Annotated in this window: 22 protein-coding genes and 1 pseudogene; 14 read left to right on the plus strand and 9 right to left on the minus strand. The window is 70.2% G+C overall.

Annotated elements, in window-relative coordinates:
• Nucleotides 1-8: 8 nt before the first annotated feature.
• Entirely contained in the window at nucleotides 9-527 is a 519-nt protein-coding gene (locus QE377_RS13655; RefSeq protein ID WP_307324188.1) for a MarR family winged helix-turn-helix transcriptional regulator, read from the plus strand.
• 92 nt (nucleotides 528-619) lie between these two features.
• Complete coding sequence (locus QE377_RS13660; RefSeq protein ID WP_307324190.1) at nucleotides 620-874, plus strand: three-helix bundle dimerization domain-containing protein; 255 nt, start codon at nucleotides 620-622, stop codon at nucleotides 872-874.
• A gap of 1 nt (nucleotide 875) precedes the next feature.
• Here QE377_RS13660 and QE377_RS13665 read toward each other — a convergent pair whose 3' ends face one another.
• The gene (locus QE377_RS13665; protein ID WP_307324192.1) at nucleotides 876-2,405 is read right to left on the minus strand and encodes a dolichyl-phosphate-mannose--protein mannosyltransferase; all 1,530 of its coding nucleotides are present in this window, start codon (nucleotides 2,403-2,405) and stop codon (nucleotides 876-878) included.
• Between the two features lie 23 nt (nucleotides 2,406-2,428).
• On the opposite strand from QE377_RS13665, the gene rsmI reads away from it, so the two are divergent.
• Entirely contained in the window at nucleotides 2,429-3,247 is an 819-nt protein-coding gene (gene rsmI / locus QE377_RS13670; protein WP_307324193.1) for a 16S rRNA (cytidine(1402)-2'-O)-methyltransferase, read from the plus strand.
• 452 nt (nucleotides 3,248-3,699) lie between these two features.
• On the opposite strand, the gene QE377_RS13675 is transcribed toward rsmI, so the two are convergent.
• The 6 genes and pseudogenes from QE377_RS13675 to QE377_RS13700 form a co-directional block, all read right to left on the minus strand.
• Nucleotides 3,700-4,341: an Ig-like domain-containing protein gene (locus QE377_RS13675; protein ID WP_307326017.1), complete on the minus strand. Its 642-nt coding sequence runs from the start codon at nucleotides 4,339-4,341 to the stop codon at nucleotides 3,700-3,702.
• A gap of 127 nt (nucleotides 4,342-4,468) precedes the next feature.
• Nucleotides 4,469-5,665: pseudogene (locus QE377_RS13680) on the minus strand (arabinogalactan endo-1,4-beta-galactosidase); the annotation flags it as partial.
• A gap of 23 nt (nucleotides 5,666-5,688) precedes the next feature.
• On the minus strand, nucleotides 5,689-6,558 hold the full coding sequence (locus QE377_RS13685) for a sugar ABC transporter permease (RefSeq protein WP_243227351.1): 870 nt from the start codon (nucleotides 6,556-6,558) through the stop codon (nucleotides 5,689-5,691).
• Nucleotides 6,558-8,162, minus strand: a complete 1,605-nt coding sequence (locus QE377_RS13690) for an ABC transporter permease subunit (protein ID WP_373459563.1) — start codon at nucleotides 8,160-8,162, stop codon at nucleotides 6,558-6,560. The genes QE377_RS13685 and QE377_RS13690 overlap by 1 nt, the downstream gene beginning before the upstream one ends.
• Before the next feature lie 62 nt (nucleotides 8,163-8,224).
• Complete coding sequence (locus QE377_RS13695) at nucleotides 8,225-9,442, minus strand: extracellular solute-binding protein (protein WP_137417547.1); 1,218 nt, start codon at nucleotides 9,440-9,442, stop codon at nucleotides 8,225-8,227.
• A 121-nt stretch (nucleotides 9,443-9,563) separates the two neighbouring features.
• Entirely contained in the window at nucleotides 9,564-11,585 is a 2,022-nt protein-coding gene (locus tag QE377_RS13700; protein WP_307324198.1) for a beta-galactosidase, read from the minus strand.
• Between the two features lie 181 nt (nucleotides 11,586-11,766).
• Here QE377_RS13700 and QE377_RS13705 point away from each other — a divergent pair, with 181 nt between their 5' ends.
• From QE377_RS13705 to QE377_RS13715, 3 genes are read left to right on the plus strand one after another with little or no spacing between them, the layout of a single operon-like run.
• Nucleotides 11,767-12,783, plus strand: a complete 1,017-nt coding sequence (locus tag QE377_RS13705; protein WP_307324200.1) for a LacI family DNA-binding transcriptional regulator — start codon at nucleotides 11,767-11,769, stop codon at nucleotides 12,781-12,783.
• Nucleotides 12,784-12,835: 52 nt separating this feature from the next.
• Nucleotides 12,836-14,407: a methionine--tRNA ligase gene (gene metG / locus QE377_RS13710; RefSeq protein ID WP_307324203.1), complete on the plus strand. Its 1,572-nt coding sequence runs from the start codon at nucleotides 12,836-12,838 to the stop codon at nucleotides 14,405-14,407.
• Between the two features lie 4 nt (nucleotides 14,408-14,411).
• Nucleotides 14,412-15,290 (plus strand): TatD family hydrolase, encoded by an 879-nt coding sequence (locus QE377_RS13715; RefSeq protein ID WP_307324206.1) that lies wholly within the window; start codon nucleotides 14,412-14,414, stop codon nucleotides 15,288-15,290.
• A gap of 182 nt (nucleotides 15,291-15,472) precedes the next feature.
• Here QE377_RS13715 and QE377_RS13720 read toward each other — a convergent pair whose 3' ends face one another.
• Nucleotides 15,473-16,924: a sugar porter family MFS transporter gene (locus QE377_RS13720; RefSeq protein ID WP_307324208.1), complete on the minus strand. Its 1,452-nt coding sequence runs from the start codon at nucleotides 16,922-16,924 to the stop codon at nucleotides 15,473-15,475.
• 71 nt (nucleotides 16,925-16,995) lie between these two features.
• Here QE377_RS13720 and rsmA point away from each other — a divergent pair, with 71 nt between their 5' ends.
• From rsmA to QE377_RS13735, 3 genes are all read left to right on the plus strand, one after another.
• The gene (gene rsmA, locus QE377_RS13725; RefSeq protein ID WP_307324211.1) at nucleotides 16,996-17,841 is read left to right on the plus strand and encodes a 16S rRNA (adenine(1518)-N(6)/adenine(1519)-N(6))-dimethyltransferase RsmA; all 846 of its coding nucleotides are present in this window, start codon (nucleotides 16,996-16,998) and stop codon (nucleotides 17,839-17,841) included.
• Nucleotides 17,838-18,245 carry an arsenate reductase ArsC gene (locus QE377_RS13730; RefSeq protein ID WP_307324213.1) on the plus strand — a complete coding sequence of 136 codons (408 nt, stop codon included), beginning with the start codon at nucleotides 17,838-17,840 and terminating at the stop codon, nucleotides 18,243-18,245. The genes rsmA and QE377_RS13730 overlap by 4 nt, the downstream gene beginning before the upstream one ends.
• A gap of 133 nt (nucleotides 18,246-18,378) precedes the next feature.
• Nucleotides 18,379-19,296 (plus strand): phosphodiesterase, encoded by a 918-nt coding sequence (locus QE377_RS13735; RefSeq protein ID WP_307324216.1) that lies wholly within the window; start codon nucleotides 18,379-18,381, stop codon nucleotides 19,294-19,296.
• On the opposite strand, the gene QE377_RS13740 is transcribed toward QE377_RS13735, so the two are convergent.
• Nucleotides 19,247-20,824 carry a stealth conserved region 3 domain-containing protein gene (locus tag QE377_RS13740; RefSeq protein ID WP_307324219.1) on the minus strand — a complete coding sequence of 526 codons (1,578 nt, stop codon included), beginning with the start codon at nucleotides 20,822-20,824 and terminating at the stop codon, nucleotides 19,247-19,249. The genes QE377_RS13735 and QE377_RS13740 overlap by 50 nt on opposite strands.
• A gap of 159 nt (nucleotides 20,825-20,983) precedes the next feature.
• On the opposite strand from QE377_RS13740, the gene QE377_RS13745 reads away from it, so the two are divergent.
• From QE377_RS13745 to QE377_RS13765, 5 genes are all read left to right on the plus strand, one after another.
• A complete protein-coding gene (locus tag QE377_RS13745; RefSeq protein WP_307326021.1) occupies nucleotides 20,984-21,970 on the plus strand; it encodes an aldo/keto reductase in 987 nt (328 codons plus the stop codon).
• The gene (locus tag QE377_RS13750; RefSeq protein WP_307324222.1) at nucleotides 21,967-22,899 is read left to right on the plus strand and encodes a 4-(cytidine 5'-diphospho)-2-C-methyl-D-erythritol kinase; all 933 of its coding nucleotides are present in this window, start codon (nucleotides 21,967-21,969) and stop codon (nucleotides 22,897-22,899) included. Before QE377_RS13745 ends, QE377_RS13750 begins: the two co-directional genes overlap by 4 nt.
• Before the next feature lie 28 nt (nucleotides 22,900-22,927).
• Entirely contained in the window at nucleotides 22,928-24,235 is a 1,308-nt protein-coding gene (locus tag QE377_RS13755; protein ID WP_307324225.1) for a GNAT family N-acetyltransferase, read from the plus strand.
• 118 nt (nucleotides 24,236-24,353) lie between these two features.
• Nucleotides 24,354-24,656, plus strand: coding sequence for a DUF427 domain-containing protein (locus QE377_RS13760; protein WP_307324227.1), 303 nt, complete (start codon nucleotides 24,354-24,356; stop codon nucleotides 24,654-24,656).
• A gap of 19 nt (nucleotides 24,657-24,675) precedes the next feature.
• Nucleotides 24,676-25,497 carry an ABC transporter ATP-binding protein gene (locus QE377_RS13765; RefSeq protein ID WP_307324228.1) on the plus strand — a complete coding sequence of 274 codons (822 nt, stop codon included), beginning with the start codon at nucleotides 24,676-24,678 and terminating at the stop codon, nucleotides 25,495-25,497.

Consider the following 25,497-nt stretch of genomic DNA (forward strand, 5'->3'; position numbering starts at 1 on the left):
TCGAGAGCATGCCCGAGCTGGAGGAGCCGCACACCGGCTACTGGTACGCCGACGACGATGAGTCGCGCAAGCGCCGCGCCGTCGATCTGCTGCAGGCGTTCCGGGTGTACCGCGCCGCGGAGGTCGCCATGCGACGTCGCACGCGCGAGGCCATGTCGATGGGTGAGAACGACCTTCTCGTGCTGCGCTACCTGCTGCGTGCCCAGCAGCGCGACGAGCGCGTGTCGCCGGGTGAGCTCGCCCGCTACCTCGGTGTCTCCACCGCCTCGATGACGGCGATGGTCGACCGGCTGGAGAAGTCCGGGCACGTGCGGCGCGAGCGACACGAGACCGACCGGCGCAGCATCTGGGTCGTTCCCACGGTAGACAGCGACGAGGAAGTGCGCCGCACTCTCGGTGACATGCACGAGCGGATGATGGATGCCGTCATCGACATGTCCCCGGAGGAGACGCGCGTCGTCATGGAGTGCCTGGGGCGTCTGCAGGCCGCCGTCGACCAGGTCGACGCCCACACCGCCGTCGGCTGAGCGACGCATATGGCTCGCCGCGAGTCTTGCTCGTCTGACTAGCTACCCGTTCCGACGGCCCGGAAGCGGTGCTGCGGTGACACCATGGGCGTATGACCCTTTCGCCCGACGCCGTCGGTGAGCACGACGCGACCCACATGGTCGACGGTTGGCTGCTCACGTCGTACGCGGGCGTCGTCGCGCGTCTGCAGGCCCGCCATCCGCTGCTGCGCCTGTCGGAGATCGAGGCGATCGTCGCGAGGGAGTACGACGCGTTCACGGGCGGACGGCCGATCGCGGTCCCCGTCGACGTCGAGTCCGGGGCCGAGGAGATCCTGCAGATGCACGCCGACGAGCAGGGCGTCTGAACTAGACCCAGCTCGGCAGCCAGTTGTGCAGCCGCCAGAACTCGTAGGGCACCGGCATCGCCGTCCACACCGGGTACCAGAACGCCGACAGCACGACGCAGGCGACCAGGAACACGGTGACCATCCGCTGGCCCGCGATGCGCCGATCGGCGTCCGCCGAGCCCGCGATCCGGCGGGCAGTAAGAGCGATGGCGATCACGAGGAACGGCAGCATCACGACGGTGTAGAACTGGAAGATCGTGCGCTCGGGGTACAGCAGCCACGGCACGTAGGTCGCGGCGAGGGCCACGAGCACGAACGCCGACTGCGCGTCGCGGGTGCGGACGAACCGGTAGACCAGGTAGAGCGCCGCGGCGATACCGGCCCACCAGATCAGGGGGTTCGGGATGCTCGAGACCGCCTGGACGGTGTCACCGCTCTGATGCCAGTACATCGACGTCGGGCGCACGAGCAGAGGCCACTGCCAGGCGGGACTCTGGTAACCGTGCGGCGTCGTGAGGCCCACGTGGAACGCGTAGATGGCCTCGTGGTAGCGCCAGAGGCTCGCCAGCGCTCCGCCGAGACCCTCGGATGCGGCCGCGCGCCCGTATCCGCCGGCGCTCGCCAGCCAGCCGGTCCACGACGCGAGGTACACGATCGCCGAGATGGGCACGAGCAGCACGAACGTCGCCGCGCCTTGGCGCACCGCATCCGCCGGCCACTGCACGACGCCGAGTCGGCGCCGGGCGAGGGCGTCGGTGACGACGACGTACAGACCGAGAGCGGCGAGCACGTACAGACCCGACCACTTCACGGCCGTCGCGGCGCCGACGGCTGCTCCGGCGGCGATGAGCCATGGCCGGTTCCAGAGCAGCGGGCCCCAACCGGGAGCAGGCTCCTGCTCGTCGCGCGGGGTGAGTGCCCGGCGCAGGCGTTCCAGATGCGTACGGCGATCGAGGAGGACGAACCAGAACCCGAGCGCCACGAACAGCGCGAGGATGCCGTCCAGGAGCGCGATGCGGCTGAGCACGATGGCGAGGCCGTCGATGGCCATCAGGCCGCCGGCGATGGCGGCCACGGCCGTCGAACCGGTCAGGGTGCGGGCGATCAGATAGACGACGAGCACGGTGAGCGTGCCGGCGGTGGCCACCGCCACCCGCCACCCCACCGAGTCGCCGGAGCCGAACAGCCACATCCCGAGCCCGATGAGCCATTTGCCCAACGGCGGATGCACGGAGAAGCTCCCCGTGACGAGCGGGGCGGGGACCTGGCCCTCGGCGAACAGCGCGTCGGCTCCGTCGGGCCAGTTGGCCGTGTAGCCCAGCAGCCACTGCGACCACGCGTCCTTCACGTAGTACGTCTCGTCGAAGACCAATGACGACGGCGTTCCGAGGTTCGCGAAGCGCAGGATTCCGGCGAACAGCGTCAGCAGGACCGGTGTCCACACCTGCAGGCGTCGGTCGAGGACGCGGGAGCCGCGGACGCGGTCGGAGAATGCGTCGAACGCCGAGCGGCGCGGCGGGGGCGCAGTCGGCGGGGCGCTCGAGGTCACGCCCTCCACCTTATGCTGGGGCCGTGATCATCCTTGCGGCGACTCCGATCGGAAACCTCGGGGACGCCACCCGCCGACTCGTCGAGGCGCTGGAGGCCGCGACGGTGATCGCCGCGGAGGACACCCGCACGACGCAACGGCTCCTCGCGGGACTGGGAGTGTCGAACCGCCCCCAGCTGATCGCCCTGCACGACCACAACGAGAAGCAGCGCGCCGCTGAGCTGGCACGCCGAGCGGCGACCGAGGACGTGCTCGTGCTCAGCGACGCCGGCATGCCCACGGTCAGCGACCCGGGGTACGGGCTCGTGGCGGAAGCCGTGGCGCAGGGCGTCGAGGTGATCGCGCTGCCCGGGCCTTCCGCCGTGCTGACAGCCCTCGCGGTGTCGGGCCTTCCCACCGACCGGTTCGCCTTCGAGGGCTTCGTGCCGCGCAAGCAGGGGGAGCGCAGGGCGATGTTCGCCCGGTTGGCGGCCGAGGAGCGCACGCTGGTGTTCTTCGAAGCGCCGACCCGCCTCGCGGACACCCTCGCAGACCTGGCGGACGCCTTCGGCGCGGACCGCCCGGCATCCGTCTCCCGAGAGCTGACGAAGCTCTACGAGCAGACCTTGCGCGGCCCGCTCTCGGAGCTCGTGGCGTGGGCGGCCGACGGCGTGCGCGGCGAGCTCGTCATCGTCGTCGGCGGGGCGGAGCGCGCCCGCGTCGCCTTTCCCGACGCCGTCACGCAGGTGCTGGAGATCGTCCGCGCCGGAGTTCGTCTGAAGGATGCGGCCGGCGAGGTCGCCGAGGCGACGGGTCACTCCTCGCGCGAGCTCTACCAGGCGGCGCTCGCCGTGCGCGGCTGACGCGGGCGCCCGGCCGGACGCCGACTCCGCACCGCGGATGGGAGCCGGCGTCCCGGATCACCGTCGCCGCGCGCGCCGGTGCCCTGTCAGCAGCGCGAGACCGCACGCGAACGCCAGCGTCGCCGCAACGAAGAGCGCGACCGGCGCCTCCCGGCCGGTGCGGGCGAGCGCGGCAGGCGCGGATGCCGGGTCGCCCTGAGGGTCGGCGGTCGGCAGTCCGGCGGTGACGGGGTCGGCGGAGCCGGGTGCGGGATCCGTCCCCGGCGTCTCGAGCCGTGTGAGGGCGTCGAGCGCCGCAGACAGCAGAGCAGCCGCGGCGTCCACCCTTTCCTGGGCGGGGGACTGCGCTCCGCCCAAGAACCGCGCGACCTCCACGGCGTCGTCGACCGCGGAGAGGGACGCCGATGTGTAGAGGGATCGCTCGAGTGCCTCGGCGCGGGCGATCAGCGTCGTCAGCTGCGCGAGGTCCGACGCCGCGTCGAGCACGCGCTCCAACTGCAGGTCATCGATGGTTCCCCAGGATCCCGGCGCGAGCTCGCCGGCGACCTGCACGGTGATCGTCGCGCCGTCGGGGACCGTGACGTGTCGGTCGTGGGGGTCGACCAGTTGCGCCACCCGCCGAGGACGAACGGCACCGATGCCTCCTGCGTCCCCGACGAGACAGCGAGGCGGACCGTGTCGCTGAGCTGGCCGCCGCCCTGGAGGGCGCCGGTGGCGCGATACGTCCCGGCGGGGACGGGGCCCACAGACTGCTCGAGGGTGAAGGCGAACCGATCCGCCGCGTAGAAGTGCGCGGAGCGCGATCCGGTCCGCGGGTCGTCCCACGCGCCCACCGTCAGACCCGTTCCGCCCGTGCGCCACATCGCGGTGTCGTCGTCCTCGAAGCCGGGGTTGGCGAGCAGGTTCGCCGAGGTCACCGTGACCGTCGCCCGGGTCGAGAGCCCGGCCGAGGTCGTGCCGCGGAACACGTAGGTGCCCGGGCCCGACACCCACTCGCGGCCGGGCGTCCAGGTCACCGACTGCTCCTCGGCCGTCGCGTCGTTGTACGAGACCGTGACGGTGGCCGGCAGCGGGATCTCCGCGCCATCGGGCACCGTCAGCTCGGCGGACGCGACCCCGGTGACCCCGCCGAGGGGCGACCGCGCCGGTTCGGGCGTACGAGAACACGTTCAGCGACTCCAGCGGCGTCCCGTCGTGGGCGAACAGGGCCTGGTTGTCCCAGGCGGAGCCGCCGAAGTGGACGCCCGCATCGTTCGGGTCGTACTCGCCGGCATAGCTCGCCGCCCAGCCGGAGCCGTCCCGCTCCCACAGCGCGGCGTTCTGCGCCGCCGCCTCCGGCGGGCCCACCGGCAGCCATGCCGGCTCCCAGTAGTACACGCCGAGCCCCGCCGCGCCGACATCCGAGACGGCCTGGATGACGTCGCGCACCGCGAGCGCCTGCCCCTGCACGCTGACCGGGTAGTTCGTCGCCTCGCCGGGAAGATCGATCACGTTCGTGTGCCCGTCGCCGTCTTCCAGCGTGTACGCCCAGCTGGTCTCCGCGACGATCACGTCTTTGTCGTAGGTGTCGGCCACCTGCGTCAGCACGCTCGTCAGGTTCTGCAGCGTGCCGTGCCAGAACGGGTAGTAGGACGAGGCGAAGACGTCGTAGTCGACGCCGCGGTCGTCGAGCTGTTTCGCGATGTTCGCGTAGCTGCCGGGCCGCTCCGGATTGGTGAAGTGCAGCGCGACGAGAGCATCCGGAAGGATCTCGCGCACGGCCGCGGAGCCCGCGGAGAAGATCTGTGCCATGTCGTCCCAGCCGCTGACGCCGGCGACGCCGCTCGTGGTCTCATTGCCGATCTGCACCATCCGCACGTCGACCCCGGCCGCCTCGAAGGCGGTGAGCGCCTCGGCGGTGAATGTGCGGGTCGCCGTCGCCTTTTCGGCGACGCTCATCGCCGCCCACGCCTTCGGGGCCTTCTGCTTCGCGGGGTCCGCCCAGAAGTCGGAGTAGTGGAAGTCCACGAGCACCCGCAGCCCCGCATCCGTCGCGCGTTCACCGATCTCGATCGCGCGCGCGACGTCGACCGTGCCGCCACCGTAGCCGTTGCCTGCGGCGTCGAACGGGTCGTTCCATACGCGCACCCGCACATCGGTGATGCCGGCGTCGGCGAGCACGTCGAACAGGTCGGCGGGCTGACCCGCCCTGTCGCGGAACACGACGCCCGAGTGCTCCAAGGCGATGACGGAGGACACGTCGACGCCGTTGATGAAGTCGGGTGAGAGGTCGTCGACCCTCGGCACCGTGATGCCGGCCGCGACCGGCTCGTCCGCCGCGACGGCGGGGGTCGCGGCGAGCGCGCCCGCGACGATGACACCGAGCACGGTCGCGGCGGCGGCGGATCGGAGGAGGGAACGACGGATGCGGCGCTGCATGAGTGTCCTTTCTTTCGGGCCGGTCAGCCCTTGACGGAGCCCTGGGTCAACCCGCCCACGATGAATCGCTGCAGGGAGAGGAACAGGGCGAGTACGGGGACGGCGGCGATGACGGCGCCGGCGGCGAACAGGCCCCACCTGGAGGCCAGCTGGTTCGAGACCCACTGGTACATCCCGACGGCGAGCGTCCAGTTGTCTTCGCTGGTGAGCACGATCTTCGCGAGGATGTAGTCACCGAAGGCGGTGATGAACGCGAGGAGCGCGACGACCGCCAGGATCGGGGTGACGAGCGGGATGATGAGGCGCCAGAAGATCTGGGCGTGGGTCGCGCCGTCGATCTTCGCCGACTCGTCGATCTCGATCGGGATCGTGTTGAAGAAGCCGTACATGAGGAACGTGTTCGCGCCGAGCGCGCCGCCGAGGTAGACGCAGATGAGGGCGAGCTTCGAGTTCAGCCCGAGCGCCGGCACGATCTCGCCGATCGCGAGGAGCATCAGGAAGATCGCGACGAACGCGAGCGCCTGCGGGAACATCTGCACGATCAGCAGCGACGTGAGGCTCACGCGTCGGCCCCGGAAACGGAACCGCGAGAACGCGTAGGCGGCCGACGCGCCCATGATCACGGCGCCCACGGCCGAAACGCCTCCCACGAGGAGCGTGTTGCCGACCCACGTCCAGTAGCTGGTCGCACCCAGAGCCGCGAAGTTCGACAGGTCGAAGGCGCTGAACAGGTTGTTGGAGCCGGAGAGCGTGCCGCGCGGGTTCAGCGCCGCCGACAGCACGTAGACCAGCGGGAAGACGGCGTAGAAGACGACGATCGCGGCGAAGAAGTACTTCCAGCCGACCTCGAGCCACCAGCGGCGGCGACGGATACGGGTGCGTGCCGTGGACATCACTGGAACTCCTCGAGCTTGCGGGTCTGGCGGAAGGCGATGGCCGAGATGATGCCCACGACGATGAACACGATGATCGAGAGGGCGCTGGCCAGGCCGTAGTCGGCGGCGCCGCCGGCGACGCCGGAGACGCGATAGATCGCCGAGATGAGGATGTCGGTCGATCCGAGCGTGTACGGCGCACCGGGTATCGCGGGTCCGCCCGCGTTGAACATGTAGATGACGGTGAAGTTGTTGAAGTTGAACGCGAAGGAGGAGATCGCCAGCGGCGCGGTCGACACGAGCAGCAGCGGCAGCACGATCGAGCGGAACTGGCGCCACCGGCCGGCGCCGTCGATCGAGGCGGCCTCCAATGTGTCGGAGGGAAGCGCCTGGAGCGCGCCGGTGCACACGAGGAACCAGTACGGGAAGCTCAGCCACACGTTCACCCACAGCACGGCCGCCTTGGCCAGCCAGGGATCTCCCAGCCAGTTGATCTGGCTGCCGAAGAAGAACAGGTCGTTGATGATGCCGAACTCCGCGTTGAACATGCCGCGGAACAGCAGCGCGGACATGAAGGCGGGGAAGGCGTAGGGAAGGATGATGAGCGTGCGCAGGTACTTCCGGGCGCGCACGCGCGGGTCGTTGAACACGAGCGCGAAGACCAGCCCTAGGCCGAAGCTGATGACGACCGAGCCGGCCGCGAAGGCGAACGTCCATCCGGTCACCGACAGCAGGGGGCCGGCGAGCGAGGGGTCGGTGAACACCCTCAGGAAGTTGTCGAAGCCCACGTTGACGTACCAGCCCGCGGGCAGTCGCGTGCCGTCGTCGGCGATGAAGCTCCCGATCTCGTCGTCGGCCGTGTAGACCGTGCCGTTCACGGTGTCGGTGATGGTGCCCGCGTCCGCGTCCCACACCATGGTCGGGGTGTAGAGCACCCCGGTGGAGCCGTCGCGGGTGCGGATCGAGCCGTCGTTGGGGTCGTCGGAGAAGGGGACGCGCAGCGCCTCGATCGTGGTCTGAAGCTCCTGGTCGGTGATCACCTGCGTGCGGGGGATCACCGTCCAGCCGTCGACGGATGCGGGTGCCTGGCCCGCGGGGGCGGTCCCGGCCTCCGCCAGCGGCGACTCGGCGCTGCCGACGCGGACGTCGCCGTCGTCGTTGATCGCCAGGCCGTACTCGCCGAAACGCTCGACGACGGACAGCGGATAGGTCTCGGAGCCCTCGATGCGACGCTCGCCCTGGATGAGGGCGGCATCGACGGCCTGCGCCTGGGAGCCGGCGTGACCGGTGCCGTAGTTGGTGAAGGCGATGTAGGCGGTGTAGCCGAAGACGAAGACCTGGAAGACGAGCAGGAAGACGAGCCCCGGCATGAGGTACTTCAGCGGCAGGGCCCGCTTGGTGAAGTACACGATGTCGGCGGCGACCACGAGGGCCGCCGTGACGCCGAGGAGGATCCACGACTGGGCCGAGAAGGCGGAGAGGATCGCCATGATCCCGAGGGCGTTGATCAGGCCCATCACGATGAGCTTGACGATGAACCCCCACCCGATGCCTCGCCACGAGCGGGCATGGGACTCCCGCGGGGGCCTCGAGGGCGGGGTGAGAACCTGCGGCTGCGCCATGTGTGTCGTCTCCTGTTCGACGTCCACGAGCGGGGCGGGCCACAGGGCCCGCCCCGTCGCGGTCAACCCGCGAGGGTGCCCTGAAGGTCGGTGATCATCTTGTTCCAGGTGCCGGACGGGTCGGCGCCGCTGATGATCTGCGACTCGGCCGCGTTCCAGAAGTCCCAGACCGAGCCCATCTCGGGGATCGAGGGCATCGGCACGCCGTTCTGCGACGAGGCGAGGAAGCCGGCGATGATCGGGTCGCTCGCGACCTCCTCGGCGAGGCTGCTCCACGCCGGGATGCGGGGGTCGGCCTCATAGAGCGCGCGCTGCGCGTCCTCGGTTCCGAGGTAGTTGACCAGGAACTCCTGGGCGAGCAGCGCGTTCTTGCTCTGCGAGCTCAGGTAGAAGCCCTGCACGCCCACGAAGGGCGCTGCCGGCTGGCCGCCCGCGGAGGGGATGGGGTTCACGGCGACGTTGACGTCGGGGAAGGAGCTGATCGCCCAGGGGCCCTGCACCGTGTACGGCGCCTTGCCGGAGGCGAACAGCTCGTTGTTGATGTCGTAGTCGATCGTCGTCGACAGGTAGCCGGTGCCTGCGGAGCCGTTGGCGTGCAGCCACTGGGCGAACGCCTCGCCGGCCGCACCGCCCATGCCGACCTCGTTCGTGTACGAGCCGCTCGAGTCCTGCACGAAGACAGGCGCGCCGAACGAGGTCTGGAACCCGTACATCGTGTAGCCGTCACCGGTCTCGCCGGCCGTGTTGATGACGAACGGACGCTCGGTGCCCGCGGCCAGGCCCTTCTGGATCATCTCGTCCCACGAGGCGGGGGCATCGGCGCCGACGAGGTCGACGTTCTGAACGAGCGCGACCGTCTCGAGCGAGTAGGGCAGCGCGTAGAGCTGACCGTCGTAGGTCATCGCCTCGATCGCGACCGGCTCGAACTCCGACGCCTTCTCGCCGAGGTCGATCGTGTCGACGACGCCCGCCGCGACGAGCGCGCCGAGCCAGTCGTGGGAGCCGACGGTGATGTCGGGGCCCTCGCCGGTGGGCACCTGCGAGATGAAGTCGTTGCGGAGGTCCTCGAAGTTCTTCTGCACGAGGGTGACCTTCGCGCCGGTCTCGTCCTCGAACGCCTTCGCTGCCGCCGTGATGGCGGCCTCGCGCTCCTGGTCGGTCCAGATGACGAGCTCTGCCGACGAGTCGGCGGTCTGCTCGGCGGCTCCGCCGCCGGAGCAGCCGGCCAGCAGCAGCGCGGATGCGGCGGCAGCGACGCCGATTCCGATGATCTTGCGCATGTGACGTGTTCCTTTCAGAACGGTGGTCGAGGATGCGCGCCTTCGTCGACGTCGCATCGTCACGACCGGATGGGGAAGCGTCCGTCCGTTGACGGACGCCGAGGTTCGGGGGAGTCGCGGGTCAGCGACCACCCCCGCGGGTCGGAGGGGTGCGAACGACGGCGACGCCGCCGGCGGCGACGACCGTCTCGTGGTCGGAGGCGTTCCCGGTGAGCAGGTCCGTGCCGGCGATGGGGGCGGCGAGCGCTTTGTCCGAGTGGTTGACGAGCACGACGTAATCGGCGTCGTCGCCGTGACGCGTCACGGTCTCCAGGCCCGCCGGGAGACCGACGGGGGTGAGCCCGGAATCGGCGTACACCTGCGTGAGGATCGCGGCGAGGCCTCCCGCATCCGGTCTCGTGCTGACGTACCAGCCGACGCCCGCGCCGTGCGGGTTCCGCGTGACGGCGGGGGCGTCGTCGGCGGGTCCGCCGACGTAGCGTGCGCGCACCTCGGCGCCGTCGACGCGGAGGTCTTCGGCCCACTGATCGATCGTCAGCCGATCGCCGTCGAGATCGATCTCGGCGGTGTCGCCCTCGCGCAGGGGGAGGAACTCCTCGACCCGCACGCCGAGCGCCTGGGCCAGCGGCGCGAGGTATCCGCCCTCGTGGACCGCGTCGTTCTCGTCCACCACCGCGGAGAAGTAGGAGACGAGCAGCGTGCCGCCGTCGGCGACGTACGCGGTGAGGTTCGCCGCATCCTTCGTCGTGAGCAGATACTGCGCGGGGGCGAGGACGAGCGCGTACGACGAGAGATCCTGGCCGGGCAGGGCGAAGTCGACCGTGATGCCGTCGCGCCAGAGCTGCGTGTAGTACGCGCGTACGCGCTCGTCGTGGTCGAGGAGATCCGACGGACGCCATTCGAGGTCCTGCGCCCAGAACGACTCGAAGTCCCAGAGGATGGCGACGTCGGCGCTCACGCGGGAGCCGCGCACCTCTGCGAGAGCGGCGAGATCGGAGCCGAGGGCGGTGACCTCGCGGAACACGCGGGAGTCGGTGCCGGCGTGCGGCAGCATCGCGGAGTGGAACTTCTCGGCGCCGGAGCGCGAGGCGCGCCATTGGAAGAAGAGGATCGCGTCGGCGCCGCGTCCGAGGTGCGTGAGGGAGTTGCGGGCCATCTCGCCCGGGCGCTTCGCGACGTTCTGCGGCTGCCAGTTGACGGCGGACGTCGAGTGCTCCATGAGGATCCACGGCTTGCCGCCGCCGACGGAGCGGCTGAGGTCCGCGGCGATCGCGAGCCCGATCTCGCCCTCGCGATCGGGCGCCCAGAGGTAGTGGTCGTCCGAGACGATGTCGACCTCGCGGCCCCACGCCCACAGGTCCGTCGTCTGGCTCTGGTTGGCCATGAAGTTCGTCGTGATCGGCTGGTTGGCGTACTGCCGGATGGCGTCGCGCTCGGCGATGAAGCAGGCGCGGAGCTGGTGGTCGGTGAAGCGCGCGAAGTCGAGCCGCTGCGCGGGGTTCACCACGGAGGGCGCCGCGGCGGGCGCCCCCACGTGCTCCCACTCGCCGTAGTGCTGACCCCAGAAGGCGGTTCCCCACGCGGCGTTCAGCGCGTCGAGGCTGCCGTAGCGTTCACGCAGCCAGAGTCGCCAGGCGGCGACGGCGTGATCCGAGTAGTCCTCGCCGACGGGCACGCCGTACTCGTTGTGGACGTGCCACATGACGACGGCGGGGTGCGAGGCGTACCGGCGGGCGAGCTCGGTGGCGATGCGCACCGAGGCCTCGCGATAGGCGGGAGCGGAGTGCGAGGCCATCCCCCGGGAGCCGAAGCCCATCGTGACGCCGTCACGGGTGACGACGCGTGCGTCGGGGTGGTTCGCGAAGAACCACGCGGGAGGGGAGGCGGTGGGCGTGCCGAGGTCGACGAGGATCCCGTTCGCATGCAGGAGGTCGAGGAGCGCGTCCATCCAGGAGAAGTCGAAGACGCCCTCCGCGGTCTCGATCAGACCCCACGAGAAGATGCCGACGCTGACGAGGTTCACCCCCGCCTCGCGCATCAGCGCGACGTCTTCGTGCCAGATCTCGACGGGCCATTGCTCCGGGTTGTAATCGCCGCCGTACGCGATTCCGTCCAGCTGCGGCCAGGGTGAGCTCTGGGTCATGACGCTCCGTCGGGTCGAGGGTGATAGGTCTCGGTCAGGTGCGACTGGGACCGGTCACAGTCTGTGCAGCGACCCTGGGGGCGATCAAGCCCGTGACCCGTTCGTTATCAAACTGTGACCGGTCACAGTCTTGCCGGCACGTCGCATCCCTGCGGCGCAGAGCAGGCGATAGAGTCCTCGCGTGGAAGACACGACCATCGCCCGGCGCCGCCCCACCATCCGGGACGTCGCCGCCGCCGCCGGCGTCTCGCGCGGCACGGTGTCCCGGGTGATCAACGGCGGGCACTGGGTGTCGCCCGACGCCCGCACGGCGGTCGAGGAGGCGATCCGGCGCACCGGATACACGGCCAACCACGCCGCTCGCTCGCTCGCGACCGGGCGCGCCGGCTCCCTGGCCTTCCTGCTGACCGAGCCGCAGCATCTGCTGTTCGCCGACCCGAACTTCTCGCTCCTGCTCCGGGGCGCCGCCGAAGCCCTCGCCCAGCGGTCGATGACGCTCGTTCTGCTTGTCGCCGGCACGCCGGAGGAGCGCGCCAACGTGGCGCACTTCGTCAGCGCCGGGCACGTCGACGGCGTACTGCTCATCTCGTCGCACGAGGCCGACCCGCTGCTCGACTCCCTCCTGGATGCGGGTGTCCCCACCGTTTCGTGCGGACTCCCGCTCGGTCACCAGGGCGACCTCGCCGCAGTGGCGGTCGACGAGGAGGGCTCGGCGCGCGTGATGACCCGGCACCTCCTCGATCGGGGACACCGGCGCATCGCCATGATCGCCGGTCCCGACGACACCCCGGGTGGACGCTACCGTCTCGTCGGATTCCGGGAGGAGCTGGGTGAGGCGTTCGACCCCGACCTCGTCGAGCACGGCGACTACAGCCGCGAATCGGGCGCGCTCGCCATGGCGCGTCTGCTCGAGCGCACCCGAGACATCGACGCCGTGTTCGCCGCATCCGACATGATGGCCGCCGGTGCCGTCGTGGCGCTGCGTCGCGCCGGCCTGCGCGTGCCCGAGGACGTCGCGGTCGCGGGCTTCGACGACTCCGGACTCGCCGCCGCCCACGAGCCCCCGCTGACCACCATGCGCCAGCCCTGGGACCGCATCAGCGCCGAGATGGTGGCGCTGTTGCTCGAGGTGATCGAGGGCGCGCCGCGGCGCAGCATCACCCTGCCGACCGAGCTGGTCGTGCGAGACAGCGCCTGAGCCGACCCGTCACAGGGCGGCGGCCCCCTCAGGCGCCGCCTAGAATCTACGGGTGAGCAACGGCCGTTCCTTCTACATCACGACGCCGATCTACTACCCGAGCGATGTTCCGCACATCGGACACGGGTACACGACGGTCGCCGTCGACACGCTCGCGCGCTGGCACCGCCAGTCGGGGGACGACACCTGGATGCTGACGGGCACCGACGAGCACGGCCAGAAGATGCTGCGCGCGGCCGCGGCCAACGGCGTCACGCCGCAGGAGTGGGTGGACAAGCTCGTCAGCGAGGCATGGTTCCCGCTGCTGGAGAGCCTCGCCGTCGCCAACGACGACTTCATCCGCACGACGCAGGAGCGCCACGAGGAGGGCGTCAGGCGTTTCGTGCAGGCCATCTACGACCGCGGATACATCTACGCGGGCGAGTACGAAGCGCTGTACTGCGTGGGCTGCGAGGAGTTCAAGCCGGAGTCCGAGATCCTCGACGGCACGGGCGCGTTCGAGGGGCTCAAGGTCTGCGCGATCCACTCGAAGCCGCTCGAGCTGCTGCAGGAGAAGAACTACTTCTTCAAGCTGAGCGAGTTCGCCGAGCCCCTGCTGAAGCTCTACAAGGACAACCCCGACTTCATCCGTCCCGAGTCGGCGCGCAACGAGGTCGTCTCTTTCGTGCGCTCGGGCCTGAAAGACCTCTCCATCTCCCGGTCGGCGTTCGACTGGGGCATCCAGGTGCCGTGGGATCCGCAGCACGTGATCTACGTCTGGGTCGACGCGCTGCTGAACTACGCGACGGCGATCGGGTACGGCGTCGACGAGGAGGACTTCGAACGCCGCTGGCCCGCGTACCACGTTGTCGGCAAGGACATCCTGCGCTTCCACGCCGTCATCTGGCCGGCCATGCTGATGGCTGCGGGCCTGGAGGTGCCGCGTGGTGTCTTCGCCCACGGCTGGCTGCTCGTGGGCGGCGAGAAGATGTCGAAGTCGAAGCTCACCGGTATCGCGCCCACTGAGATCACCGACGTGTTCGGGTCGGACGCCTACCGCTTCTACTTCCTCTCGGCGATCGCCTTCGGGCAGGACGGCTCGTTCTCCTGGGAGGACCTGTCGGCTCGCTACCAGGCCGAGCTCGCGAACGGCTTCGGCAACCTCGCCTCGCGCACGGTCGCGATGATCGAGCGGTACTTCGAGGCGATCGTTCCGCCGGCGGCGACCTACACCGACGCGGATCTGGCCATCCAGCAGACCGTCGCGGATGCGGCCGCATCCGCCGACGCGGCGATGGAGCGCTTCCGCATCGACGAGGCGATCGCTTCCATCTGGACGATCGTCGACGCGCTCAACGGCTACATCACCGAGAACGAGCCGTGGGCGCTCGCCAAGGACCCCGAGCAAGCGGCGCGCCTCGGCACCGTGCTCTACACGGCGGCCGAGGGGCTGCGTGCGCTCGCCGTGCTGCTGTCGCCGGTCATGCCCGTCGCGACCGAGAAGCTGTGGATCGCCCTCGGTGCGGCCGAGTCGCTCGGGCGCCTGCAGGACCAGCCGCTGCGCGAGGCGGGCGTCTGGGGCGCGCTGCGACCCGGCACGAGCGTCAACGGCCTCTCGCCGCTGTTCCCGCGCGTCGAGCAGTGACCCGATGAGCGATCCCAGCCAGTACGTGCGCCAGCGCGAGAAGGGCAGCCGCGACGTCAGCTACCCGCCCTCGCCGGAGCCCCTGGGCGTCGCGCTCTACGACAACCACTGCCACCTCGAGATCCAGGACGGCGACGAGGCGATGTCGCTGGACGAACAGCTCGAGCGCGCCGCATCCGTCGGCATCGTCGGGGTCGTGCAGGCCGGCGGAGACATCGAGTCGAGCCGCTGGTCGGCGTGGGCGGCGGCCTCGCATCCTCGCGTGCTCGCCGCCGTCGCGATCCACCCGAACGAGGCGCCCGCCTACGCGGCGGCGGGACGGCTCGAGGAGGCCATCGCCGCGATCGACGAGCTCGCGGCTCAGCCGCGCGTGCGCGCGATCGGGGAGACGGGGCTGGACTTCTTCCGCACCGAGCCCGAGGGGCTGGGAGCGCAGCACGAGAGCTTCGAGGCCCACATCGCGCTCGCGAAGAAGCACGACATCGCGATGCAGATCCATGACCGCGACGCGCACGAGGCGGTGCTCGAGACGCTCGAGCGCGTGGGCGCGCCCGAGCGCACGGTGTTCCACTGCTTCTCCGGCGACGCCGACATGGCGCGGATCGCGGCGGAGCGCGGCTACCACCTGTCCTTCGCGGGCAACATCACGTTCAAGAACGCGCAGAACCTGCGCGACGCGCTCGCGGTGACGCCGCTGGATCACATCCTCGTAGAGACCGACGCGCCGTTTCTCACCCCGACCCCGTACCGCGGCCGTCCGAACGCGCCCTACCTCGTGCCGGTGACGGTGCGGTTCATGGCCGCGGAGCTGGACATGGACCCCGACGAGTTGGCCGCACAGTTGGCCGCCAACACGCTCGCCGTCTACGGCTCGTTCGACTGACAGCGCCCCGCATCCCGCATCCGTTGCGCGCGACGGGAGCGACGCCGGTGCGGCTCAGCGGTCCTCGTCGTCGAGGCGCTTCTCCTCCTGCGCCTCGAGACGGTCCTTCTCCTTCTGCGCCTTCTCCCGCTCTTCGCGGATCTCCTCGTGCGACTTGGAGTTGTTGGTCATGTCGGCTCCTCTCACTTCTTCTGACGGGGTTTCTTGACGAACAGCGTCTCGGTCTGTTCGAGCTCCATGCCCTTCGTCTCGGGGATCTTCCAGAGCACGAAAACGAACGACAGAGCCGCGAAGATCGCGTACATCAGGTAGGTCAGCGGCAGCGACCACGACGAGAGCTCCGGGAAGGTCCACGACACGAGGAAGTTCGCGATCCACTGCGCCCCGGCGGCCACGCCGAGGGCCTTGCCCCGGATGCGGCTGGGGAAGATCTCGCCCAGAAGAACCCACACAAGAGGTCCCCACGAGGCGCCGAAGCCGACGACGAACAGGTTCGCCGCGACGAGGGCCACCGGCCCCCAGGCGCCCGGCAGGGAGATGTCCGTGCCCTCGCCGGTGGCGAACGAGAACGACAGCGCCATGGCGCCCAGCGACAGCGCCATCAGGACGGAGCCCGTGAGCAGGATGGGCTTACGTCCCACCCGGTCCACGAGGAAGATCGCGATGAGGGTCACCAGCACGTTGGTGACGCTCGTGATGACGCTCACCAGCAGCGCGTTGCTCTCGTCGAAACCGACCGCCTGCCAGAGCGTCGTCGAGTAGTAGAAGATCACGTTGATGCCGACGAACTGCTGGAACACCGACAGGATGATGCCGATCCACACGATGGGATTCAGTCCGAGCGCGGGGCCGGCGAGGCTGGCCTTCGCGTTCTTGCGGTCCGTCTCGATGGCGGTGGTCAGCTCGTTGACGGTCTTGTCGAGGTCGGCGGCGGGAACGAGGCTGGCGAAGATCTTCTTCGCCTCCTGGGTCCGGCCCCGCGCGAGCAGATAACGGGGGGACTCGGGCATCGTGAACGAGAGGATGCCGTAGACGGCCGCAGGGATCACGCCGATGAGGAACATCCAGCGCCATGCCTCCAGCCCCCACCACAGCGTGTCGTCGGCACCGCCCGCTGCGCCGGCCAGCACGGCGTTGCTGAGCAGCGCGGCGAAGATGCCGAGCGTGATCGCCAGCTGCTGCAGCGACGCGAGCGACCCGCGGATCTGCCGCGGAGCGACTTCGGCGATGTAGGCGGGCGCGACCACCGAGGCGATGCCGATGCCGAGACCGCCCAGCACGCGCCACACGATCAGGTCGGGGACGCTGAAGGTCAGCGCGGACCCGACCGAGCTGACCAGGAAGAGCACCGAGCCCAGCAGCATGACGCGCAGGCGCCCGAAACGGTCGGACAGGGCGCCGGCGAGGATGGCGCCGACGGCGCAGCCGAGCAGCGCGACCGCCACGACGAAGCCGGTGAGGATGGGCTCCTTCGTGTAGTCGGCCTCGATGGATTTCACGGCGCCGTTGATGACGGAGGAGTCGAACCCGAAGAGGAACCCGCCCACGGCCGCGGCGACGGAGAGTCCGATCGCCCGGCGTCCGAACGGACTGCGCATCGAGAACGTCCCCGTGGGGAGTGCTTCGGTGGTCATCTCGTCACCCTAACCCTGCCAGCGTTCTCTCAGGGTCGGACTTGGCTCGACGGTTGTCTAGGGTTATACGCATGACCGTGCACCTGCTCGGCGCGGCCGAGATCCGCGCGTTGGCCGCCGAGCTCGATGTCACTCCGACGAAGAAGCTGGGGCAGAACTTCGTCGTCGACGCCAACACGGTGCGAAAGATCGTGCAGGTGGCCGGCGTCGCGGCCGGTGAGCATGTCGTGGAGGTCGGTCCGGGTCTCGGCTCCCTCACTCTCGCGATCCTCGAGACCGGCGCGAGCGTGGTGGCGGTGGAGATCGACCACCGGCTCGCCGAGCGCCTGCCCGCCACCGCCCGCGCCCACGGCGTGCGTGACGGGATGCTGCGCGTGGTGGATGCGGATGCGCTCACCGTCCGCGACCTGCCGGGAGAGCCCACGGTGCTCGTGGCCAACCTGCCCTACAACGTCTCGGTCCCGGTTCTCCTGCACTTCCTCGAGCACTTCGACCACCTCCAGCGCGGCGTCGTCATGGTGCAGGCCGAGGTCGGGGAGCGCCTCGCCGCCCCTCCCGGGTCGAAGGTCTACGGCGCCCCGAGCGTCAAGGCCGCCTGGTACGGCGCCTGGCGGCTGGCGGGCACCGTGTCGCGCCAGGTCTTCTGGCCGGTCCCGAACGTCGACAGCGTGCTCGTCGGTTTCCGCCGCGACGCCGAGGCACGCGGCGACGAGGCGGAGCGCGTCGCGACGTTCCGCATCGTGGACGCCGCGTTCCAGCAGCGCCGCAAGATGCTGCGCCAGGCGCTGTCGGGGCTGTTCGGCGGCTCGGCCGCATCCGCGAGCGCCGTGCTCGAGCAGGCCGGCGTGGATCCGACGCTCCGGGGCGAGCAGCTGACGATCGACGACTTCCAGCGGATCGCCCGGGTCCGGCCATGAGCGTGCCCGTCGTCCTCTTCGTGTGCGTCCACAACGCCGGCCGGTCGCAGATGGCGGCCGGCTTCGCCCGGGCTCTGGGCGGCGACGGCGTCGAGGTGCGCTCGGGCGGATCGGAGCCCGCATCCGCCATCAACCCCGTCGCGGTCGAGGTCATGGCCGAGCGGGGCATCGACATCACCCGCAACGTCCCCCAACTCCTGGCGACCGAGGACGTCCGCCAGGCGGATGCCGTGATCACGATGGGATGCGGGGACGCCTGCCCGATCTTCCCCGGCAAGCGCTACGAGGACTGGGAGCTGCGCGACCCCGCCGGGCAGGGCCCGGACATGGTCCGCGAGGTGCGCAACGACATCGAGGCGCGCGTGCGCCGACTCCTCGTCGAGCTCGGCGTCCTCTCCGACTGAACGCTCCCGCCCCGGATCGTCACCGGCTGCAACTGAGGGATTCACCGTGTGTTCAGCCGCCGGTGCGAAACATGCCGGTAACATTCGCGGGAACGAAGGCCGCGCCCGAGCGGCCCCTGAAAGGGACGGACCCATGCGTGCTGGGGAGTATCCGGCGGCCGAACGTGTACTGCTGCACCTGAGCGACACCCACCTGCGAGCGCCGGGGCCGAAGCTGTTCGGCCGCGTGGACGGGCTCCGCCTGCTCGAGCGCGCGCTCGAGCGCATCGAGGCCAGCGGCATCCGTCCCGACGGCATCGTCTTCACGGGCGACCTCGTCGACCTGGGCGAGGCGGACGCGTACACCGCCCTGCGCGGCCTCGTCGAGCCCTTCGCCCGGCAGCTGGACGCGCCGGTGTTCTGGGTGATGGGAAACCACGACGAGCGCGGCGCCTTCCGGGCGCGCCTGTTGGATGCGGCCCCCGCCACGACCCCGTTCGACCGCGTCGACGAGATCGACGGACTCCGCCTGATCACGCTCGACACGACCGTCCCCGGCGCGCACCACGGCGAACTGCGCCCCGCCCAGCTCGCGTGGCTGCGGGAGCAGCTGGCCCAGCCTGCGCCGCTCGGCACGATCCTCGCCATGCACCATCCGCCCGTCCCGAGTGTGCTCCCGCTCGCGGCGAGTGTCGAGCTGCGCGATCAGGGCGCGCTCGCCGAGGTGCTGCGCGGCAGCGACGTGCGGGCGATCATCGCCGGCCACCTGCACTATTCGACCTTCGCGACGTTCGCCGGCATCCCGGTCTCGGTCGCGTCCTCGACCTGCTACGCCCAGGACCTCACGGTCCCCGTCGGCGGCACCCGCCCGCAGGACGGCGCGCAGTCGTACAACCTCGTGCACGTGTTCGCCGAGACCGTCGTGCACTCCGTGGTCACGGTGGACGCACCGCATCCGCTCGAGTACATCGATCCCGTCGAGGCGCAGCGACGCCTGCACTCGGCGGGCATCGCGCAGGACGTCAGCGCAGGGCGGACGCCTCCGACCGCTCCCATCCCGATCCTGCGCTGACCGCGGGAAGCTCCCACGGCGCACGCACCGGGAACATGCGCTCCAGGAGCTCGGTGACCACGCGCACGCGCACCTCTTCGGGCACCTCGGCCGAACCTCCGTCGTTCAGGCAGAACATGTCGACGTCGCGGCGCTCGGCCAGCCGGCTCATGCGTCGCAGCGAGTCCGCCATGGTCGTCTGGTAGTAGCGGGTGCGCGGCGCGGTCGTGGCCACCGCGCGACCGGTGAAGGCGGCGTAGTAGTGGTACAGGCTGTTCGTCACCGAGATGTCGGTGGCCGAGCGGAACCGGGATGCGGCGGTGCGCGCGAAGTCTTCGGCGAACGTCTGCTCCAGCTCGGCCATCACACTGCGGCGAAGGGGCGTCGCGCAGTGCTCGAGGTCGTGCGTGATGGTGCGTCCGAAGCGCTCGCGCAGGAGCTCGCGGTTGACCCGCAGGGCGTTGTCGTGCCCGCTGCGGTGCGGCGCGTTCGGCCCCGTGCCGATGCGCACGTCGCACTCCACGAACTGCGAGATGCCGGCGGGGGAGAAGAAGAGCTCCGGCGCGACGCTCCGGCCGAAGAACATGTCGTCGTTCGAGTAGAGGAAATGCTCGGCGAGCCCGTCGATCCGGTGCAGTTGCGCCTCGACGGCGTGCGAGTTGTGGATCGGCAGCACCGAGGTGTCGGCGAAGAACTCCTCGCTGCGCACGACCGTCACCCGCGGATGATCGGCGAGCCAGGCAGGCGTCGGCGAGTCGGTGGCGATGAAGATGCGACGCACCCACGGCGCGTACATGTAGACGCTGCGCAGCGCGTAGCGCAGCTCGTCGACGTGCCGGTAGCGGGCCGGTCCGTCGTCTCCTTCGCCCACCACGTAACCGGCCATCTGGGCGGCGCGCTGACGCTGGAACTCGCTCGATGAGCCGTCGACCCACGAGAAGACCATGTCGATGTCATCGATCATCTCGTTCGGATGCGGGTCGAACATGCCCCGCAGGCTCTGCCAGGAGCGGCCGTGACGCTGGATGCTGACGCGCTCGATGTCGGCCGCGGCGATGATGCGCCGGGTCAGTGAGTTGGCATGCGGCGCTTCGACCGTCTCTGCGCCGAAGCGCCAGAACTCCAGGCGCACGCCGTGCGACGCGCCGTAGCGCAACGATCCGGCCAGCCGTGGGCGGAAGACGCGCAGGGCGCTCGGTGCGCCGCGGCGCGGGGTGTGGTCGGGGGCGGGCACCGCGCTCAGGCCCTTGGGCTTGACGTACACCGGTTCGCCGACGCACAGCCGCGTCACCGCCGCCCATGCGCGGTCCTGATCGGCCACGTCGACGACGATCGCCTCGTCGCGGAACCCGTGGCGGATCAGCAGCGGCTCGATGCCGGCGTCCGTCAGCGCATCGGCGATCATCGCGAGATCCGCGAGGTGCGCGTCGAGCGGGGAGAGATCGTCGTGACGGAGGTGGAGCATGCCCGATTCGAGCACGATGTCCTCACGCGTCAGAAGCGCCGCCCAGGGGTGGGGGTCGGCGGGAAGAGCAGACAGAGAGACCATCTCGTCAGCGTAGACCGCGCGCGTTTCGGGCGAGTTTCGCAAGAGCCCGCGCTCGGAGGTCGCCGTGGATAGGCTTCAGGGGTGACTGCGCCGCGTTTTCGTCCGAACGTCCCCGAGATCCACCGTCCCTACACCGCCGCCGACGAGCGCTACGGTGCGATGGACTACCGCCAGGTCGGCCGATCGGGTCTGTACCTGCCGCCGATCTCGCTCGGACTGTGGTGGAACTTCGGTGACAACGTCGCGTTCGACAGGCAGCGCGAGATCCTCCGTCACTCCTTCGACAGCGGCATCACGCACTTCGACCTCGCCGACAACTACGGCCCTCCCTACGGCGCCGCGGAGACGAACTTCGGGCGCATGATGCGCGAGGACTTCGGTCGCTACCGCGACGAGCTGATCATCTCGTCGAAGGCGGGCTGGGACATGTGGCCCGGTCCCTACGGCGACTACGCCTCTCGCAAGCACATCCTCGCGGGCGCCGAGCAGTCCCTGAAGCGGATGAACCTCGACTACGTCGACATCTTCTACTCCCACCGGGTCGACCCCGTGACGCCGATCGAGGAGACCATCGGCGCCCTCGACACCCTCGTGCGCCAGGGCAAGGCGCTCTACGTCGGAATCTCGTCGTACAGCGCCGAGCGCACGGCCGTCGCCTCGGCGGTGGCGCGCAGCCTCGGAACGCCGCTCGTGATCCACCAGCCCGCCTACTCCATCCTCAACCGCTGGGTCGAGGACGGTCTGACCGGCGTGCTGCGCCAGGAGGAGATGTCGGCCATCGCCTTCACGCCGCTGGCGCAGGGCCTGCTGACCGGCAAGTATCTCGGAGACGGCCGCGGTCAGCGCTCGCAGACCCGGAGCTCGCTGCCCGACAAGCCGCTCTCGCACGCCACGATCGCGGCGCTGCGCGGACTCAACGTGGTGGCGAAGGAGCGGGGTCAGACCCTCGCGCAGATGGCGATCCAGTGGGTGCTGCGCGAGCCGACGGTCGCATCCGCGCTCATCGGTGCGTCCAGCGTCGAGCAGATCGACGAGAACATCGCCGCTCTCACCGGGCCCGCCTTCGACACCGAGGAGCTGGAGCGCATCGACGCGCTGGCCGAGGGCATCGACGTCGACCTGTGGGCGGTGTCCTCGAAACTGTGAGCATCTCGCGAGTGCCGTCGCGCGTCCATGTGCGCGCCCCGGGGAAGATCAACGTCTTCCTCGAGGTCGGTCAGGTGCAGGACGACGGGTATCACGACGTCGCGAGCGCGTACCAGGCCGTGTCGGCGTTCGAGGATGTCTGGGCGACGCCGGCCGACACGATCAGCGTCGAGGTGACGGGCTCCGTCGACGTTGCGGGGGTGCCGCTCGACGACCGCAATCTGGCCGTCCGCGCGGCACGGCTCCTCGCGGCCGACACCGGGTACCGGGGCGGCGTGCATCTCGAGATCCACAAGGGCGTCCCCGTCGCGGGCGGTATGGGAGGCGGATCTGCGGATGCGGCGGCGGCTCTTCTCGCCTGCGACGCCCTCTGGGACACCCGGCTGGGAACGCCTCAGCTGCAGGCGCTCGCCGCGCGGCTGGGAGCCGACGTGCCCTTCGCGCTCATGGGTGGCACCGCGGTCGGCGTGGGTCGGGGTGACGAACTGAGCCCCGCGCTCGCCCGCGGCCGATTCGACTGGGTCATCGTCACGAGCCAGGACGGCCTGTCCACGCCCGAGGTGTACCGCGCGCTGGACGAGCATCGTGCCCGGCATGCGCTCGACATCTCGCCGGCCTCGCGTCGACCCCGCGTCGACAACGACGTCCTGCATGCGCTTCGCGCGGGGGATGCGGCCATGCTGGCCTCTTCCGCCCGCAACGACCTGCAGGTCGCGGCTTTGAGCCTGCGGCCGCGGCTCGGCGACGTCCTGGAGGCGGGGGAGCGCGAGGGGGCATTGGTGGGCCTGGTTTCGGGATCCGGGCCCACGCTCGCGTTCCTCGCCGCCGACGCCGAGGCCGCGATCGAGCTTCAGATCGTGCTCAGCGCGAGCGGGCACGTTGCCCACCATGTGCACGGGCCGGTGCCCGGCGCCCGGATCATCGACTGAGCGCGCGCCGCTCGTCAGGAGGATACGCATGTCTGCCCACGACCTCATCGCCCGTCAGCACGAGGGGCCCGTCGACGCGGCATCCGCTGCGCGTCTGGCGAGCGACGGCCTGCAGCTCGTCCGTCTCGCCGACGACGACGATCGGGCGTTCGACGGCTGGCAGGCCGCGGTCACCCGTGGCTTCCTGGGAGACGAGCCCACGGAGGCGCAGCGCGAGACGGGTCGCGGATTCCGCGGGCATCGCCGCATGATCGCCGTGCTCGACGAGTCCGTTCCCCAGCCCGAGGTGCCCGTGGGGACCCTCGCCTCGTGGGTGGGGGAGCTGACCGTGCCCGGCGGCGTCGTCGACTCCTGCGCGATCAGCTCCGTCACCGTGGCGCCCACGCACCGCCGTCGCGGCATCTGGCGCGCGATGATGGAGGGCGAGCTGCGCACCGCCGCGGCGCTGGGCCTGCCGGTCGCGAGCCTGACGGTGAGCGAGTCGACGCTCTACGGCCGATTCGGGTTCGCGCAGGCCGTGGCCGCCGCGAGCATCGAGATCGATGTCAAGCGCGCCGCGTGGGCCGGGCCCGCCCCTTCGGGCCGTGTGGACTTCATCGCACGGGAGCGCTGGCGCGAGCTCGCCCCCGATCTGTTCGATCGCGTCCGCGCGCACTCGCCCGGCGAGGTCGAGATGCCGCGCGGTCACTGGGACCGCTTCGCGGGCACCCGTGCCGATGCGGAGAAGCCCGGGCACACCCGCGCGGTGCAGTACACGGCCGCATCCGGTGAGATCACCGGGCTCGCCCTCTACTCCGTCGACGAGAACCACGACGACTTCACGCGATCGACCGTCACGATCGCCTACCTCACCGCGGCGGATGCGGACGCCTACGCCGGTCTGTGGCGCTTCTTCATCGAGATGGATCTGATCGGCACGGTGCGCGCGAGCGAGCTCGCCGTGGACGAGCCGCTGCTGTGGATGATCTCCGACCGGCGGGCCGCCACGCTCACCCTCCGCGACCACCACTATCTGCGCGTGCTCGACACGCCCGCCGTGCTGAGCGCGCGGCGGTACGAGTGCGCGGGGTCGGTCGTGCTCGACGTGCACGATCCGCTGGATCTCGCGGGCGGCCGATTCCGCCTGACGGTCGACGAGGAGGGAGCTGCCTCCGTGATCGAGACGGGCGATCCCGTCGACGCGCGCCTCGGCGTCGCGGAGCTCGCCGCGATCTACCTGGGTCAGGTCTCGGCGGTGACGCTGGCGGCGGCGGGTCGTATCGACGCCGAGGACCCCGTGGCGCTCGCGCGTCTGTTCGGATGGCACCTGCCGGTGCGTCTGAGCTACTGGTACTGACGCGACGCCAGCACATGACGTCGCGTGACGCAACCGTCGGAGCCGGTGTCGTCGGGGGTCGGTAACGTTGGTGCACCTCCGCTGTTCTGCGGGGATCTGGCCCGGCTGGGAGGCGGCGATGAAGGCTCTTTTGGGTGACACGGTGCTCGCGGAGGCTCCGAAGGACGATCTGATCCGCATCGAGGGCAACTGGTACTTCCCGCCGGCGAGCATCGCCGAGGGCGTGCTGGTCGACAGCCCGACGCCCTACACCTGTCCGTGGAAGGGTGCGGCGCACTACTTCACGGTCACCGCGGACGGGCGCGAGCTCGCTGACCGCGCATGGTCGTATCCCGAGCCCTACCCGGGCGCCATCGAGAAGGTCGGTGCGGACTTCTCGGGATACGTGGCCTTCTGGAAAGAAGTCGAGGTCACCGAGTGACCGCGGCGCGGGACCGGGCATGATCGAGTTCCGCGGCGTCGACAAGCAATTCCCCGACGGCACGCGCGCGGTCAAGGACTTCTCCCTCGTCATTCCGTCGCGCCAGACGACCGTGTTCGTCGGCTCGTCGGGATGCGGCAAGACGACGCTGCTGCGCATGATCAACCGCATGGTCGAGCCGACCGCGGGCGTCATCGAGATCGACGGCGAGGACGTCTCGGCGGGTTCGCCTGTGTCGCTGCGCCGGCGGATCGGCTACGTCATGCAGAACTCCGGTCTGCTGCCGCACTTCACTGTCGCCGACAACATCGCCACTGTGCCGGTGCTCAACGGCACCAGTCGTCGTGATGCGCGGCGGCGGGCGCTCGAGCTCATGGAGACCGTCGGTCTCGACACGACCCTCGCCGACCGCTATCCGAGTCAGCTCTCCGGCGGTCAGCAGCAGCGAGTGGGCGTGGCGCGCGGTCTCGCCGCCGACCCCAACATCCTCCTGATGGACGAGCCGTTCGGCGCGGTCGACCCGATCGTGCGCGCCGAACTCCAGCAGGAGCTGATCCGGCTGCAGCGCGACCTCGACAAGACCGTCGTGTTCGTCACCCACGACATCGACGAGGCGTTCCTGCTGGGCGATCAGGTCGTGATCCTCGCGAAGGGGGCGCAGAAGCTCCAGGTCGGCAGCCCGAGCGAGATCATGCAGGCTCCCGCCGACGACTTCGTCTCCGCCTTCATCGGCGCCGACAAGGGCAAGCGTGCGCTCCGGCTGAAGGACGTGGGCGGGCGCACGGTCGTCGTCGACGCCGAGGGCCGCACGCAGGGCGCCCTCGTCGAGGACGGCGGGTGA

The sequence above is a fragment of the Microbacterium sp. SORGH_AS_0862 genome (assembly GCF_030818795.1).
Taxonomy (GTDB): Bacteria; Actinomycetota; Actinomycetes; order Actinomycetales; family Microbacteriaceae; genus Microbacterium.

What these genes read in the sequence shown, in the direction of transcription:
- QE377_RS13700 (WP_307324198.1), bottom strand. Translation starts at nt 11,585, where the DNA reads ATGACCCAGAGCTCACCCTGGCCGCAGCTGGACGGAATCGCGTACGGC.
- QE377_RS13745 (WP_307326021.1), top strand. Translation starts at nt 20,984, where the DNA reads ATGGACTACCGCCAGGTCGGCCGATCGGGTCTGTACCTGCCGCCGATC.
- rsmA (WP_307324211.1), top strand. Translation starts at nt 16,996, where the DNA reads ATGACCGTGCACCTGCTCGGCGCGGCCGAGATCCGCGCGTTGGCCGCC.
- QE377_RS13755 (WP_307324225.1), top strand. Translation starts at nt 22,928, where the DNA reads ATGTCTGCCCACGACCTCATCGCCCGTCAGCACGAGGGGCCCGTCGAC.
- QE377_RS13730 (WP_307324213.1), top strand. Translation starts at nt 17,838, where the DNA reads ATGAGCGTGCCCGTCGTCCTCTTCGTGTGCGTCCACAACGCCGGCCGG.
- QE377_RS13695 (WP_137417547.1), bottom strand. Translation starts at nt 9,442, where the DNA reads ATGCGCAAGATCATCGGAATCGGCGTCGCTGCCGCCGCATCCGCGCTG.
- QE377_RS13690 (WP_373459563.1), bottom strand. Translation starts at nt 8,162, where the DNA reads ATGGCGCAGCCGCAGGTTCTCACCCCGCCCTCGAGGCCCCCGCGGGAG.
- QE377_RS13760 (WP_307324227.1), top strand. Translation starts at nt 24,354, where the DNA reads ATGAAGGCTCTTTTGGGTGACACGGTGCTCGCGGAGGCTCCGAAGGAC.
- QE377_RS13655 (WP_307324188.1), top strand. Translation starts at nt 9, where the DNA reads ATGCCCGAGCTGGAGGAGCCGCACACCGGCTACTGGTACGCCGACGAC.
- QE377_RS13715 (WP_307324206.1), top strand. Translation starts at nt 14,412, where the DNA reads ATGAGCGATCCCAGCCAGTACGTGCGCCAGCGCGAGAAGGGCAGCCGC.
- QE377_RS13660 (WP_307324190.1), top strand. Translation starts at nt 620, where the DNA reads ATGACCCTTTCGCCCGACGCCGTCGGTGAGCACGACGCGACCCACATG.
- QE377_RS13735 (WP_307324216.1), top strand. Translation starts at nt 18,379, where the DNA reads ATGCGTGCTGGGGAGTATCCGGCGGCCGAACGTGTACTGCTGCACCTG.
- QE377_RS13685 (WP_243227351.1), bottom strand. Translation starts at nt 6,558, where the DNA reads ATGTCCACGGCACGCACCCGTATCCGTCGCCGCCGCTGGTGGCTCGAG.
- QE377_RS13720 (WP_307324208.1), bottom strand. Translation starts at nt 16,924, where the DNA reads ATGACCACCGAAGCACTCCCCACGGGGACGTTCTCGATGCGCAGTCCG.
- QE377_RS13740 (WP_307324219.1), bottom strand. Translation starts at nt 20,824, where the DNA reads ATGGTCTCTCTGTCTGCTCTTCCCGCCGACCCCCACCCCTGGGCGGCG.
- QE377_RS13765 (WP_307324228.1), top strand. Translation starts at nt 24,676, where the DNA reads ATGATCGAGTTCCGCGGCGTCGACAAGCAATTCCCCGACGGCACGCGC.